At 62.9% G+C, this 13,387-nt stretch carries 13 protein-coding genes; 1 reads left to right on the forward strand and 12 read right to left on the reverse strand.

Annotation, left to right across the window (positions count from 1 at the left end; translation table 11 throughout):
• Nucleotides 1–127: 127 nt before the first annotated feature.
• Nucleotides 128–1,417 (reverse strand): adenylosuccinate synthase, encoded by a 1,290-nt coding sequence (locus QP802_RS10385; protein WP_070361829.1) that lies wholly within the window; start codon nucleotides 1,415–1,417, stop codon nucleotides 128–130.
• Between the two features lie 50 nt (nucleotides 1,418–1,467).
• On the opposite strand from QP802_RS10385, the gene QP802_RS10390 reads away from it, so the two are divergent.
• Entirely contained in the window at nucleotides 1,468–2,352 is an 885-nt protein-coding gene (locus tag QP802_RS10390; protein ID WP_256021283.1) for a hypothetical protein, read from the forward strand.
• Here the strand turns inward: QP802_RS10390 and QP802_RS10395 are convergent.
• The 11 genes from QP802_RS10395 to clpB all read right to left on the reverse strand — a co-directional run bounded on the left by QP802_RS10395 (nucleotide 2,349) and on the right by clpB (nucleotide 13,103).
• The gene (locus QP802_RS10395; protein ID WP_256021284.1) at nucleotides 2,349–3,521 is read right to left on the reverse strand and encodes an FUSC family protein; all 1,173 of its coding nucleotides are present in this window, start codon (nucleotides 3,519–3,521) and stop codon (nucleotides 2,349–2,351) included. The genes QP802_RS10390 and QP802_RS10395 overlap by 4 nt on opposite strands.
• Nucleotides 3,522–3,598: 77 nt before the next feature.
• Nucleotides 3,599–3,958, reverse strand: coding sequence for a type II toxin-antitoxin system RelE family toxin (locus QP802_RS10400; RefSeq protein WP_350338471.1), 360 nt, complete (start codon nucleotides 3,956–3,958; stop codon nucleotides 3,599–3,601).
• Nucleotides 3,846–4,082, reverse strand: coding sequence for a type II toxin-antitoxin system RelB family antitoxin (relB, locus tag QP802_RS10405; RefSeq protein WP_070361826.1), 237 nt, complete (start codon nucleotides 4,080–4,082; stop codon nucleotides 3,846–3,848). The genes QP802_RS10400 and relB overlap by 113 nt, the downstream gene beginning before the upstream one ends.
• Before the next feature lie 520 nt (nucleotides 4,083–4,602).
• On the reverse strand, nucleotides 4,603–5,643 hold the full coding sequence (gene fbaA / locus QP802_RS10410; protein WP_255366129.1) for a class II fructose-bisphosphate aldolase: 1,041 nt from the start codon (nucleotides 5,641–5,643) through the stop codon (nucleotides 4,603–4,605).
• A 45-nt stretch (nucleotides 5,644–5,688) separates the two neighbouring features.
• Nucleotides 5,689–6,900 carry a glycoside hydrolase family 76 protein gene (locus QP802_RS10415; protein ID WP_284818713.1) on the reverse strand — a complete coding sequence of 404 codons (1,212 nt, stop codon included), beginning with the start codon at nucleotides 6,898–6,900 and terminating at the stop codon, nucleotides 5,689–5,691.
• Between the two features lie 12 nt (nucleotides 6,901–6,912).
• Nucleotides 6,913–7,578, reverse strand: coding sequence for a TrmH family RNA methyltransferase (locus tag QP802_RS10420; RefSeq protein WP_284818715.1), 666 nt, complete (start codon nucleotides 7,576–7,578; stop codon nucleotides 6,913–6,915).
• Nucleotides 7,565–8,098 carry an orotate phosphoribosyltransferase gene (gene pyrE / locus QP802_RS10425; protein WP_284818717.1) on the reverse strand — a complete coding sequence of 178 codons (534 nt, stop codon included), beginning with the start codon at nucleotides 8,096–8,098 and terminating at the stop codon, nucleotides 7,565–7,567. Before pyrE ends, QP802_RS10420 begins: the two co-directional genes overlap by 14 nt.
• Complete coding sequence (locus QP802_RS10430) at nucleotides 8,088–9,230, reverse strand: type III secretion system chaperone family protein (RefSeq protein WP_284818719.1); 1,143 nt, start codon at nucleotides 9,228–9,230, stop codon at nucleotides 8,088–8,090. The genes pyrE and QP802_RS10430 overlap by 11 nt, the downstream gene beginning before the upstream one ends.
• Nucleotides 9,231–9,242: 12 nt before the next feature.
• Nucleotides 9,243–10,085: a sulfurtransferase gene (locus tag QP802_RS10435; protein ID WP_284818720.1), complete on the reverse strand. Its 843-nt coding sequence runs from the start codon at nucleotides 10,083–10,085 to the stop codon at nucleotides 9,243–9,245.
• A 23-nt stretch (nucleotides 10,086–10,108) separates the two neighbouring features.
• The gene (locus tag QP802_RS10440; protein ID WP_284818722.1) at nucleotides 10,109–10,522 is read right to left on the reverse strand and encodes a DUF4265 domain-containing protein; all 414 of its coding nucleotides are present in this window, start codon (nucleotides 10,520–10,522) and stop codon (nucleotides 10,109–10,111) included.
• 22 nt (nucleotides 10,523–10,544) lie between these two features.
• Complete coding sequence (gene clpB, locus QP802_RS10445) at nucleotides 10,545–13,103, reverse strand: ATP-dependent chaperone ClpB (RefSeq protein WP_284818725.1); 2,559 nt, start codon at nucleotides 13,101–13,103, stop codon at nucleotides 10,545–10,547.
• Nucleotides 13,104–13,387: the final 284 nt, after the last annotated feature.

The following is a 13,387-nucleotide window of genomic DNA, read 5'->3' on the forward strand; positions in this document are numbered from 1 at the left end:
CAAAAACTGCAATTTTGTTCACGATTTTCCGAATAAAGTTGAGAGGCATATATCCACCTCTCGGCTCCAAACAAAAAGAGGACCTGGGAGCGTCTCCCAGGTCCCGATCTTCGAAGGAAGCAGGAATCTAGCGATCCATCACGTCGAAGCGGACGATGGTCTGGTCGCGGCCAGGGCCGACGCCGATGTAGCTGATCGGCGCGCCGGAGAGCTCCTCAAGGCGGAGGACGTAGTCCTGGGCCTTCTGCGGGAGCTCTTCGAAGGTGGTGCAGCCGGTGATGTCTTCGTCCCAGGCCGGCATCGTCTCGTAGATGGGGGTGGCGTGGTGGAAGTCGGACTGGGTCAGCGGCATTTCGTCGTGGCGGACGCCGTCGACGTCGTAGGCTACACAGATCGGGATTTCGCCGATGCCGGTGAGGACGTCGAGTTTGGTCAGGAAGTAGTCGGTGAAGCCGTTGACGCGGGCGGCGTAGCGGGCGACGACGGAGTCGTACCAGCCGCAGCGGCGCTTGCGACCGGTGTTCACGCCGACTTCGCCGCCGGTTTCCTGCAGGTACTCGCCCCACTTATCAAACAGCTCGGTTGGGAACGGGCCCGCGCCGACACGGGTGGTGTACGCCTTGACGATGCCCAGGGTCGCCGTGATCTTGGTCGGCCCGATGCCGGAGCCGACGCAGGCACCGCCGGCGGTCGGGTTGGAGGAGGTCACGAACGGGTAGGTGCCGTGGTCGACGTCGAGCATGGTGGCCTGGCCGCCCTCCATGAGGACGTGCTTGCCTTCGGCGAGTCCGGTGTTGAGAACGTTTTCGGCGTCGATAATCATGGGCTTGAGGCGTTCGGCGTAGGACATGAAGTAGTCCATCATTGCGTCGGCTTCGATGGCGCGGCGGTTGTACATCTTGACCAGCATTTGGTTCTTGACGTCCAGCGCCGATTCGATCTTCTGGCGGAGGATCGATTCGTCGAGGATGTCTTGGACGCGCAGACCGACGCGGGCGACTTTGTCGGCGTAGGTGGGGCCGATGCCGCGGCCGGTGGTGCCGATGGCGCGCTTGCCCAGGAAGCGTTCCTGGACGCGGTCGAGTGTCTGGTGGTAGGGCGCGACGAGGTGCGCGTTGCCGGAGATGCGGAGGCGCGAGGCGTTGGCGCCTCGGGCTTCGAGGCCGTCGATTTCGTCGAAGAGCGCTTCGAGGTTGATAACGACGCCGTTGCCCAGGATCGGGGTGGCGTTCTCGCTGAGCACGCCGGCCGGCAGCAGTTTCAGTTCGTACTTTTCGCCGCCCACAACTACTGTGTGACCTGCGTTGTTACCGCCGTTGGGTTTGACTACGTAGTCGACTTTCCCGCCGAGGATATCGGTGGCTTTGCCTTTCCCCTCGTCGCCCCATTGGGCGCCGACAATGATGATGGCGGACATTCTCTCTCCTTTAATAGGCACTAATCCGGGCTTATTGTAGCGTGAATGGCATGCGTCTTCTTCATTGTGCGTGTGCTAGCTCCCTCACAGTTCCGGGTGCGGAGGAGGTCACACTTCCGGAGGTGCCGTCGAGAAGTGAGCTTTCCTTTCTTCTCGACGCCGCCAGCTCCGCCCTCCCCCACGACCCGACGCCGAGCCTGGCGGAGATCCAGAAGTCGCCGTCGGTGGAGCACCTGGGCGCCCCGCAGCTGGCGCCGCAGCGACCGGAGGAGCGACTGCGCGTAATCGTGTCCGGCAGTGACGCGGCGCTGAGCGCTGTGCTGACGCGGCTGATGCGCGCGGACGTGATGTGGGTGGAGGTGGCCTACCTGCCCACCGATCCGACATCGCCGGCGGCGGTGGCGTGGGGCGCGGGGTCCGTGGACCTGGCCGTCGAGGGGCCGGTGGTGCCGTCGCCGTGTATTAGGACGGACACGGGCGTGGTGGTGGCCGGTTCGGCGACGCTCTCCCACGGGGATGGGCGCGATGAGTACGTGGGGGAGATTGTTGTGGACTCGCAGCAGCTGGTGATGCGCACCGGCGAGGAACCCTCCGCACGGTTCTTCGGGCAGTTCGGGGCGCGCCTGGTGCCCACCCCTGATGCTCCGGGGCTGGCGGCGTCACGGCTGGTCACGCCACTTGTCGTCCCGGAGGGGCGCCGCGTGGACCCGCAGCGCCTCGAGGGTCTTGCGGGCATGCCGCTGGGCAGCTTGCTCACGAAAGGCAAAACGGTCGCCCCGGCCCTCACGGACCCGGCGACCGTGCTTACCGGCCGGGCACTACAGTCCGGCGGGGAGGACATCACGCTGGTGGTGGACGGTGTCGCCCACTCGCGGCCACTGCAGCGGGTGACGTTCTACCGCCACCTGCGCGACATCCAGTCGGTGCGCGGTTAGCGCAAATCGAAGGACTCCGGCGGGTACGCCGGCGTGTCAGAGGTCGGCGCCAACGCCGCCAACGCCGACTCCCTCGACATGCCACACACCTGCAACAGGTCCACCGTCAGCGAGCGCGTCTGCGCCAAAATCGCGTACTCCGACAACACAGCGTCCTTCTCCAGCATGTCTACCGAGGAGCCCTGCGCCACCGCTCGCAACTCGTTCACGATCTGCGGGATCACCGTTGCCTGCGCACGCCGCGACTTCACCTCGTACACCTCAGAAATGTCCAGGCACGCCTTAGCCAACACATCGATCAACTCAATCTGCTTCGGCGAGACGTGGTCCCCGTCCTCACACAGCACCAGCGCCCGACGCGCCAGCACTCGGCACGAACGCACCGCGTTATCCACCGGCGGGATCACCAAGCTCAGGGAATTAATGTAGCGGCGCGCGCCCCACAAAAACGGAGAAATCTTCGTTGTTTCCTTGCCCGCGTTCACCGCCGACGCCATATCGTCAATATCCGTCTGCGACCCGCGAATCGCCTCCAAAGCATCATCGATCACCAAGGGGTCGCGGTCGGTGAGGCCGGAGGCGACGTCGTCAAGCACTGAACTCATCAACCCCATCAAGCTCGAAATCTCCGCGCGCACCGGCTCCATCGGCCCCTGCGGAATCAGAGCAATCGTGGCCAACGCCACCATGCAGCCCACCGCCGCGTCAATCGTGCGGTCAAAACCCGTCACCTCCGCACCGGGCGGCATAATCGTCGCGATCAGAATCGAACCAATCGCCACCTGGTTATTCACCAACTGCGACTTCGAAAAGAACGACGCAATCAACAAACTGCCCGACACAATCGCCGCAATCTGCCAACCCCCATCCCCCAACCTGTAAAACAGCGAATCCCCCACCAGCACGCCGAGCGCACAACCAATCGAGAGGTCAATCGCCTTCGTAATACGCTCCCCACCCGACATGCCAATAATGATCACCACCGAAATCGGGGCAAAAAATGGCTTCGCGTTGCCAATAATGTCCCCCGCGATCCAATACGCAATACCCGCCGCGATACCCATCTGCAGAATCGGCAACAGGCGCTTACGCACACGCATCAACCGCGCCTGAATCGACTGATCCACCGACGCCAACCGCGCGCGCGTACCCATTCTCTCTTTCGCCATGCCATAACCATAGCGCCCCGGGTGGTCGTGCCGTTTTCGTTCCGGTCGACGGGAGCAGCGTGGGTGAGGGCGGTCCACTACCTATAAATTTCTCCACGGTGCCCCCCATCAACCACCAACACCGTCACCGTGTCATCTTGAATCTCAGCAATTACCCGATAGTCCCCGACACGCCAACGCCACAACCCTGACATTCCACCTACAAGGGCTTTACCGCGGACGCGTGGATCATTCAACCGCGACAAATCACCCAAGACTTGAAAAAGCCGACGCTGTACCTGCTTGTCTAGCCGTCGCACCGCCTTTCGTGCCCTAGGCGAAAACTCAATCTGCCAGGCCACACTCGGCCTTAAGTTCATCGAGGGTAACAGTTTCCAGCTCGCCCCTACGAACAGCTTCCGCCTCAGCCTGAAGCTCGTAGATATATTCAGCGTCATCAAGATAGGCCTCAATTGCCTCACGGATGTAGAACGCCTTTGGCCTACCTGTCTTTGTAGCAAGCTCGTCAAGCCGACGTTTCTGGACTTCGTCCATTCGCAAACTAATCACTGATCCACTCATGTATACATGTATACACAAGCCTGCCAAGCCTGTCACCCCAAGCCAGCAGTCCCTCGACAGCAAATACAAAATAGTCACATTTCAAGACACCTAACCGCATGAAGTGTGAAGTGCTGGAACCTTCCAGACGCTTTCAGTGCCAATAGACGCACCGCATTTTTCGCGACCTGGGCTTTTGCCGGATTCGGCGGAAGGGATTGCGTCCTTTGGCACTGGCTAGAAAGGCGGCGACACCAGATTCCAGGTTTTTGGAGAAGCGGCTTCGTAAAACCCCAGGTCGCGGGGACCTGGAGAGGGAATTTGGTGCGCACGCAAAAGGCCAAGACACCAAATTCCCGGATTCCAGAAAACCGCCACAACAAAACCCCAGGTCGTCCCTGGCCAAACAGGGATTTTGGTGCACAGCAGGCCGCAAAGGACCCCCAAAGGACCCCCAAAGGGGCCCAAACCACCCCACACACGAAGAAACCCCCAGGACCGCGAGGATCCCAGGGGGTTTCAGGAAAAGCAAGCAGTACGACTACTTGGACACGGAGGTGCCAACGGAGCGCAGGTCCTGGCAGGCCTCGATGACGCGGTCGGCCATGCCCTGCTCAGCCTTCTTCATGTAGGAGCGTGGGTCGTAGACCTTCTTGTTGCCCACTTCGCCGTCGATCTTCAGGACGCCGTCGTAGTTCTCGAACATGTGGGAGACCACTGGGCGGGTGAAGGCGTACTGGGTGTCGGTGTCAACGTTCATCTTGATGACGCCGTAGCGCAGGGCCTCCTCGATCTTCTCCTTCTCGGAGCCGGAGCCGCCGTGGAAGACGAAGTCGAATGGGTTGGTGCCGGCTGCGAGGCCGAGCTTCTTCTCTGCAACCTTCTGGCCCATGTCCAGGACCTCTGGGCGCAGCTTCACGTTGCCTGGCTTGTACACGCCGTGGACGTTGCCGAAGGTTGCGGCCAGCAGGTAACGGCCGTTCTCGCCGGTGCCCAGTGCGTCGATGGTCTTCTCGAAGTCCTCCTCGCTGGTGTACAGGTTCGCGCCGGCCTTAGCCTGGACGCCGTCCTCTTCGCCACCGACGACGCCGATCTCGACCTCGAGGATGATGTTGGCCTTGTGCGCCTTCTCCAGGAGTTCCTGGGCGACCTCAAGGTTGTGGTCGATTGGGATAGCGGAGCCGTCCCACATGTGGGACTGGAACAGTGGGTTCTCGCCGCGGTCGACGCGCTCCTGGGAGATCGCGATGAGTGGGCGGACGTACTCGTCGAGAACCTCGAGCTGGCAGTGGTCGGTGTGCAGCGCAATGTTGACGTCGTAGTGCTTAGCAATCTCATGAGCGAACGCAGCCAGCGCCTGGGCACCAGCAACCTTGTTCTTCACGGACAGGCCAGAGCCGAACTCTGCGCCGCCGGTCGAGAACTGGATGATGCCGTCAGACTCGGCTTCTGCGAAACCACGAATTGCGGCGTTGATGGTCTCAGACGAGGTGCAGTTGATGGCCGGGTATGCGAACCCGCCCTTCTTTGCAGTGTCGAGCATCTGGTTGTAGACCTCAGGGGTTGCAATTGGCATGAAGATAACCTCCACTAGAGCTTCTTAGGTACGCCAACCAGTATGCCTGCTTTACTGACTATTTGCAGCCGCCACCCGTGCAGCGGCCTCCAGAAGCATCCACCCGGAAAGCTGTACTGAAAGGTCCCTCTCATCAATTCGGACCAACCCGACGGCCTCGCTCAGAGACGAAGGACCGAGCCCATAATTGTGGGGAAGGCGGGCGTCTTCTGTCCACCGCGCGGAGAAGATCGGCAGCCCGTCGACCTCCAAACGATGGGACCAAAGGGACTCCGCCGAGGCCATAATCAGCCTTGATGCTATCTTTTTGGTCGCGATGTTCTGGCGGGAATCTTCAGGGAGACGGACTGCAACATCGGCAAGGTAGCGTGCCAGAATTCCCTTGAAGAGTCCGCCGTCGCCGTCGCCGGATTCGTAGGACTTGTTCAGAATCACCCCCTGGGGGGTAGCCATATGCAGGACAATCGCTTCCACGATTGCCCGGATATGTGTGATGTAAAACACGGAATCGTCGGCGCGTTTTGAGTACGCGAAGGAGTCGATTGGCTCGTCGTCGCGAAGTCCGACGTCGGCGCGCAACGCCAGCGCGATCTCTAGGCTCGCGCCGAGCACCGTGCCCTGGTTGTACGTATACAGCTTGTCGACGACCTCCGGGCCATGCATCCGCATCCGGATCCCGTCCTGCACCAGGCCTGACTCGGTGACCAGGTTGTCGAACGTCCAGTCAAGCAGCTCGCGGGCCTTGTCCAGGCGGCCAGTGCGCGCGAACAAGAGGGCGGCCGGGCCGTTCGAGGGCACGTTGTAGAAGGTTTCCTCCGTGCGCCACGGCAGCACACCCATCACCGGGTCGATGCCTGCGAGCAGGTCGAACTCCAGGGCGTCGAGGGCCTTCGTGCGGCGCGCCAAACCCTCGTCGACGGCGCGGTTCCACGCCAGGGCCAGCCAGGCCTTGTCGTCGTAGTACTTGTTCTTCGTCAGCTTGCCCAGGTTGCGGCGCTGGATGCCACGCAGGGTGTCTTTGAGGCGGCGCTTGTGGGTTTTGGTGGGGCGTCGAAGAGCGGCGTCGATCTGGCAGTCCAAATAGTGGGCCTGCCACCAGTAGTGCCAGTGCCAGTAGAGGCGATCCTTCGAGCCTGGCGGCCACGTGACCACCGCGAGGTTTGTCTTCGGCAGCCCCCACAGGCGGGAGGCGTGCCGCTCCTGCACGGCCGATTGAGCCAGGTCAGCGCGGTGCGACCATGTTTCCGCGGCGGATTCTTCCACAACCTTCACCTTTCACCAAGCAGTACTCAAGTCGGCGTGCTGGCGTATCCACGCGTGCATCGCGATGCCCGCGGCAACACCCGCGTTAATCGAGCGCGTCGAGCCAAACTGTGCAATCGAGCACGTCATCGACGCCTCACGCTGGGTCTCGTCCGTAATGCCGGGGCCTTCCTGCCCGAACACTAACACGCAGCGCTGCGGAAGTTCCGCCGTTTCGAGCGGCACGCAGCCGGGCGTGTTATCGATCGCCACAATCGGCAGGTCGTGCTCCTTGGCCCACTGGGCGAAGTCCTCGATCGTCGCGTGGTGGCGGATGTGCTGGTAGCGGTCCGTCACCATCGCACCGCGCCGGTTCCAGCGCCGCCGCCCAATAATGTGGACTTCCTCGGCGAGAAACGCGTTCGCGGTGCGCACCACGGTGCCGATGTTGGCGTCGTTTTCAAAGTTCTCAATCGCGACGTGGAACGGGTGGCGCCGCTGATCCAGCTCCTCCCGGATCGCCTCGAGGGACCAGTAGCGGTAGGCGTCCACTACGTTGCGACGATCCCCTTCCTCCAAAAACTGCGAATCCAGTCGGGGGTCATCCGGCCACGGGCCCTCCCAAGGACCCACGCCGTGGCGGCCTTCATTCCACTCCGTTGGCCCCTTCACCTGCTCGGCCTGCTCAGTTGAGTCCAAGGTCCTCGAGCCCCAGCAGGAATCGGTAGTCCAGGCCGGCCTCGTGCAAGACGTCGGCGGCGCCGGTCGCGCGATCCACCACGGTAGCCACCGCGACGACCTCAGCGCCCTCGGCGCGCACGGCCTCCACCGCGGTCAGCGGGGAGTTGCCCGTCGTGGTGGTGTCCTCCACCACGAGGACCTTCTTGCCAACAATCGACGGCCCCTCAATCCGGCGCTGCATCCCGTGCTTCTTCGCCTCCTTGCGCACCACGAACGCGTCGATCGGGCGGCCGTCAGCGTGCATCACGGCTGTGGCCACCGGGTCCGCACCCAGCGTCAGGCCACCAACCGCGTCGAACTCCAGGTCCGCCGTCATCTCACGCAACAGCTTGCCGATCAGCGGCGCAGCCTCATGGTGCAACGTCGCACGACGCAGATCCACGTAGTAGTCCGCCTCCTTCCCGGAGGAAAGCGTGACCTTGCCGTAGACCACGGCGAGTTCCTTGACCAGCTGCGCAAGGCGTGCTTTATCGTTCATGATCGGTTGGCTCCTTCTCGGTGTCTGACGAGTCGTTGAAAATTGTGGAGGGCTGCTGCTCGCGGCGCACTCTGGTCAAATCATAGAGCTGCGCGCCGTCATCGGCAGGTGAACCGTCCGCGATCGGCGCCACAGAATCCGCCCCAATCTCGTGGTCCTCCAACTCGCCGAATCCGCCGCCCGTCACGCGGGTCGGCAGCTCAAGTGGTTCCTCCGGGCGCTGCACCTGCGGGGTCTCCGGCTCAGGTGCCTCCTCGGCACCGAGCACCGGCGCAAGCGCCGCCGCCTCGCGCGGTGGCAGCGTGCGTGCCGCGTCCGCCAGCAACGCCAGCGGCGCGAACGTGTCCTCCCAGTCCTGCGGCGTCGAACCGCGCTCCAGCTGGGCCAACACCCAGTCCTGCTCGCACCACACCGCGCACACGCTTTCCGGCATCTCGCGCAGGGCGGTGCGCACGCGCACATCAATGAAGCGCAGGACGGGACCGGGCTCGTTCGTGAATAGCTCGAAGCCCTCGACGGTTTCCACCAGCACCAAATCCGCCGAGGAATCCGCCTGGAACTGCGGACGGCGCATATCCACCACGATGTCGCTGACCTCACCCGTTGCGACGGCCACCACCGTCACCCCGCCAAGGTCCACCACGCGGACATCATGGCCGTAGACCTGGCCCGCCACGACATCGCGCGGTTCCGCACCGGACGCCGCCGCACCCCGGTGCCACTCGTCGACCAGGTACTCATCCACCTTGGAGAAGCGGAAGCCGTGCTGTTCCGCCCACAGGCGGCGCTCCCGGCGCGACGCGCCCGGCAGCTGCAGGCCCGACATGCGGTGCGGGCGCTTCGGGGCAGGCTCGGGCGCCGGTGCAGGTTCGGGCTCCGGCTCCGGTACCGGCTCCGGCTCCAGTTGGGGCTCTGGCTCCGGGGCAGGCTCGGGCTCTGGTTCCGGCTCTTCTTCCACCTCGAGCGCAGGCTCCTGCTCGGCCTCAGGCTCCACGTCCGGCTCAGCCTCAGGCGAGGGCTCGGCTGGTGGCGGAGGGGGCGTCGATAAGGAAGAAGACGCAGGTGCAAACCACAACCAGACAGCCGCGACCACGAGCAGCGCGGCCAGCCCAAACAACACGTAAGCAATCATCGAAGATTGATACTACAGTGCCGTGGCGACCTTATTCCCCAACCGTGCACTCCACTGCGACCAGCCACCCACATAATGCGTGGCCACCGGCAGGCCAGCGTGCTCCATCGCCGCGATAAGCAGCGCGGAGTGGTTGCCCGAACCCGAGTACGTAATCATCTTCGCCGGGTCCGTATTCTGCGTCACGCCCAGGCTGGCGAAGCGGTCGCGGATGTAGTCCGTGTCCTTGATCTTCCTGGTCTCCTTGCAGAACAGGTCCGCCGCCGGCAGGTTCAGCGCCGACGGAATGTGGCCCGCCTTCAAGTCCAGTACTTCTCGACGCCCAGCAAAGCGCTTCTCATCACGCGCATCAATCAGGATGCCCTCGAAGCGCTGCACGTCCTCCAGCGTCGCCACCGGAAGCTTGCTGCCTTCCAGCTCCAGGTCACGCGGCACAACAACGTTGCCTGGGCCGGCGATGGTCTTAAGGCCCTCGGCCTCCCACTCGCGGAAGCCGCCGTCGATAATGTGGACGTGCTCCAGGCCAGCCCAGCGCATGATCCACCACGCGCGGGCGGCGAAGACGCCGGAGCCCTGGTCGTAGATGAAGACCGGGCGGTTCGCCTCGACGCCCCACTCCTCGAGCGCCTCATCGATCACGGCGAGCGACGGCAGCGGGTTGCGGCCCTCGCGGCGGCCCGGCATGCCCACGAGGTGGCCTTCCAGGTCACCGTAGACGGCCGTCGGGATGTGCTCGGACTGGAACTTCTGCCAGGCCTTGCCTGCCTCCGGCTCCCAAGAAACATCGAGCACCGTCTGCTTCTTGCCGGATTTAATACGTTCGTACAGCTCCTGCGGAGAAATAAAAACAGTCATACATAACACCATACGCGTATGGCTCACGCAGTATAGCCAGGTGCGAGCTGGATCACGCCCGATGCAGCCAACCCCTCCAACCATTCATCGATTCCGGCCTTCGGACAATCCGCACCTATCGACGTCGCCAACATCCCACCCGGGCCCATCTCCACCCGGCAACCAAACGCCAACAACGTCTCCGCCAGCGAAAACGGCGACTCCCCCTGCGGCAAAATCCGCACCGTGGACGCGCCCCCGCGCACCACTACCTTATTCACGTGGAACATGCCGCCAACGCGCACGCACTCCACGATGTCCCCCACCGCCAACGACACATCCACAAACGGCACCGATGCAATGACGAAGTGGCCGCCGCCAAGCTGGTGAGCCTCAAGTTGCTCGTTCTCCACGCCTGGCACGGCCACCCGTGTGTAAATCGTCGTCGTTGGTTGCATGGACAGCAGTGTAGCCCGAACGCTACTTCGCTGCCGACACCGCCAACTCCTCGCCGCCTTCCGCGACGTCAACCTGCACCGCATCACCGTCGCGGATCGCGCCGGCCAGCAGCTCCTTCGCCAACCGGTCACCAATCGCCTGCTGGATCACGCGACGCAACGGACGCGCGCCGTAGGCCGGGTCGTAGCCGCGGTCCGCGAGCCAAGCCTTCGCGGCGTCGGAGACGCGGAGCTGGAGGCGTCGAGAAGCAAGGCGATCGGCGAGCGTGCCCAGCTGAATATCGACGATGCCCACCAGCTGCTCCTTCGTCAGCGGCTCGAACACCACCACATCATCGAGGCGGTTGATGAACTCCGGCTTGAAGTGCGACTTCACCGCGTTCATGATCTGCTCGCGGTCGCCGCCCGCGCCCAAGTTCGACGTCAGGATGATCACCGTGTTACGGAAATCCACTGTGCGGCCCTGGCCGTCGGTCAGGCGACCCTCGTCGAGGACCTGCAGCAACACGTCGAACACATCCTGGTGCGCCTTCTCCACCTCGTCGAACAGCACCAGCGAGTACGGGCGACGGCGCACAGCCTCAGTGAGCTGGCCGCCAGCGTCGTAGCCGACGTACCCCGGAGGGGCACCGACCAAACGCGCAACCGAGTGCTTCTCGCCATACTCCGACATATCGATGCGCACCATCGCAGCCTCATCATCGAAGAGGAACTCCGACAGGGCCTTCGCAAGCTCCGTCTTACCCACGCCAGTCGGGCCCAGGAATAGGAAGGAACCAATCGGACGGTTCGGATCCGCAACGCCCGCACGCGAACGCCGCACCGCATCGGACACAGCCACGACCGCTTCCTTCTGGCCCACAACGCGACCAGCCAGGATTGCCTCCATGTCCAGCAGCTTCTCGGTCTCACCCTGCATCATCTTGCCCGCAGGAATGCCTGTCCACGCCGACACAACCTCAGCAATCACCTCAGGAGAAACCTCCTCCGTGAGCATCGTCCTTGACGACGCCCCCGCCGCCTCCTCAGCGTCCTTGACCTGCTGCTCCAGCTCCGGAATGCGGCCGTAGCGCAGCTCCGAGACCTTCGCATAATCGCCCTCGCGCTCCGCGATCTCGGACTCGTTGCGCAGGTGCTCCAGCTCCTCCTTTGCAGCCTGCACCTTATCGATCTCCGCCTTCTCATTCGACCAACGCGCCTTCAACTCACCGAGCTTCTCACGCTGATCCGCCAACTCCTGGCGCAGCGTACCCAGCCGTTCCTTCGAAGCCTCGTCGGACTCCTTCTGCAGCGCGATCTCCTCGATCTCAAGCCTGCGAACGATACGCTCCAGCTCATCAATCTCCTGCGGCGAAGAATCAATCTCCATCCGCAGCCGCGAACCCGCCTCATCGACCAGGTCAATCGCCTTATCGGGCAAGAACCGGTTCGTGATGTAGCGGTTCGACAGCTCCGCCGCCGCCACCAACGCCGAATCCTGGATCCGCACGCCGTGGTGCACCTCGTAGCGCTCCTTCAGGCCACGCAGGATACCGATCGTGTCCTCCACAGTCGGCTCACCCACGTACACCTGCTGGAACCGACGCTCCAGCGCCGCATCCTTCTCGATGAACTGGCGGTACTCATCCAACGTCGTCGCACCAACCAGCCGAAGCTCGCCGCGCGCCAACATCGGCTTAATCATGTTGCCAGCATCCATCGCGCCCTCGCCCGTGGCGCCAGCGCCGACGATGGTGTGGAGCTCGTCAATAAACGTGATGATCTGCCCGTCGGACTCCTTAATCTCGTCCAACACCGCCTTCAGGCGCTCCTCGAACTCGCCGCGGTACTTCGCGCCCGCAACCATCGAGCCCAGATCCAGGGAAATCAGCGTCTTGCCCTTCAGCGACTCCGGGACGTCACCCGCCACGATGCGCCGTGCCAAGCCCTCGACAATCGCCGTCTTACCGACACCCGGCTCACCAATCAACACCGGATTATTCTTCGTGCGGCGGGAAAGCACCTGCACCACGCGACGGATCTCACTGTCGCGCCCAATGACGGGGTCAATCCGGCCCTCACGCGCACGCGCCGTCAGGTCCGTCGAATACTTCTCCAACGCCTGGAACTGATCCTCCGGCGACTCAGTCGTGACCTTCTTATTCCCGCGAACCGACTGGAACGCCGCCTTAATCGCCTCAAACGTAGCGCCGCGCTTCTTCAGCAGCTCCGCCGCGTCATCATTCCCGCGCGCGATACCCGCTAACAGCACCTCGGTAGAGACGAACTCGTCGCCGAGTTCGCCCGCCAACTCCTGCGCCGCGTTCAACGCATTCAGGCCGTCACGGTTAAAGTTCGGATTCGCCATGTTCTGGCCCTCCGCCTTCGGGTAGGAATCGACCAGCTCAGCCGCCTCCTTCGCGACCGTCTGCGGATCCACACCCGTCGCCTGCAGCACCGGCGCCGCGATGCCGTCCTCCTGCTTCAGGATCGCCTCAAGTAAATGCGCCGGGCGAATATCCGGGTTGCCCTTCGCCGACGCCTGCTGCAGCGCCTGCTGCAACGCTTCCTGCGTTTTCGTAGTTGGGTTAAACGAAGACATGTCCGTTTTCCTTTCTCTTTGCGTTTTGTTTTGTTGTTCACTCTCCCTAACGCACGAGAAGTTGAGTCTGTTCCACTCAAGGTTGGATGTGGGGCGTTTTCGGGGGTGGCGTTGCAGATTTTGGGGCTCGGCGAGCCCTTGGAAACGCACTGGAAGCGCACGTCAAAACGCAAATGGTAGTAACAGGATTGTAGTAATCCCCGAAATGGGGCTGCGGATGTTTTGTTGGAGTGCATCACGAGGGACTTTGTCTCGTAGTTATGCACTCAGCGCCTGTCTATGCT

Source organism: Corynebacterium sp. UMB10119B, from assembly GCF_030228125.1.
GTDB lineage: Bacteria > Actinomycetota > Actinomycetes > Mycobacteriales > Mycobacteriaceae > Corynebacterium > Corynebacterium pseudogenitalium.

What these genes read in the sequence shown, in the direction of transcription:
- QP802_RS10385 (WP_070361829.1), bottom strand. Translation starts at nt 1,417, where the DNA reads ATGTCCGCCATCATCATTGTCGGCGCCCAATGGGGCGACGAGGGGAAA.
- QP802_RS10390 (WP_256021283.1), top strand. Translation starts at nt 1,468, where the DNA reads ATGCGTCTTCTTCATTGTGCGTGTGCTAGCTCCCTCACAGTTCCGGGT.
- QP802_RS10395 (WP_256021284.1), bottom strand. Translation starts at nt 3,521, where the DNA reads ATGGCGAAAGAGAGAATGGGTACGCGCGCGCGGTTGGCGTCGGTGGAT.
- QP802_RS10400 (WP_350338471.1), bottom strand. Translation starts at nt 3,958, where the DNA reads ATGACGCTGAATATATCTACGAGCTTCAGGCTGAGGCGGAAGCTGTTC.
- relB (WP_070361826.1), bottom strand. Translation starts at nt 4,082, where the DNA reads ATGAGTGGATCAGTGATTAGTTTGCGAATGGACGAAGTCCAGAAACGT.
- pyrE (WP_284818717.1), bottom strand. Translation starts at nt 8,098, where the DNA reads ATGAACGATAAAGCACGCCTTGCGCAGCTGGTCAAGGAACTCGCCGTG.
- QP802_RS10430 (WP_284818719.1), bottom strand. Translation starts at nt 9,230, where the DNA reads ATGATTGCTTACGTGTTGTTTGGGCTGGCCGCGCTGCTCGTGGTCGCG.
- QP802_RS10435 (WP_284818720.1), bottom strand. Translation starts at nt 10,085, where the DNA reads ATGACTGTTTTTATTTCTCCGCAGGAGCTGTACGAACGTATTAAATCC.
- QP802_RS10440 (WP_284818722.1), bottom strand. Translation starts at nt 10,522, where the DNA reads ATGCAACCAACGACGACGATTTACACACGGGTGGCCGTGCCAGGCGTG.
- clpB (WP_284818725.1), bottom strand. Translation starts at nt 13,103, where the DNA reads ATGTCTTCGTTTAACCCAACTACGAAAACGCAGGAAGCGTTGCAGCAG.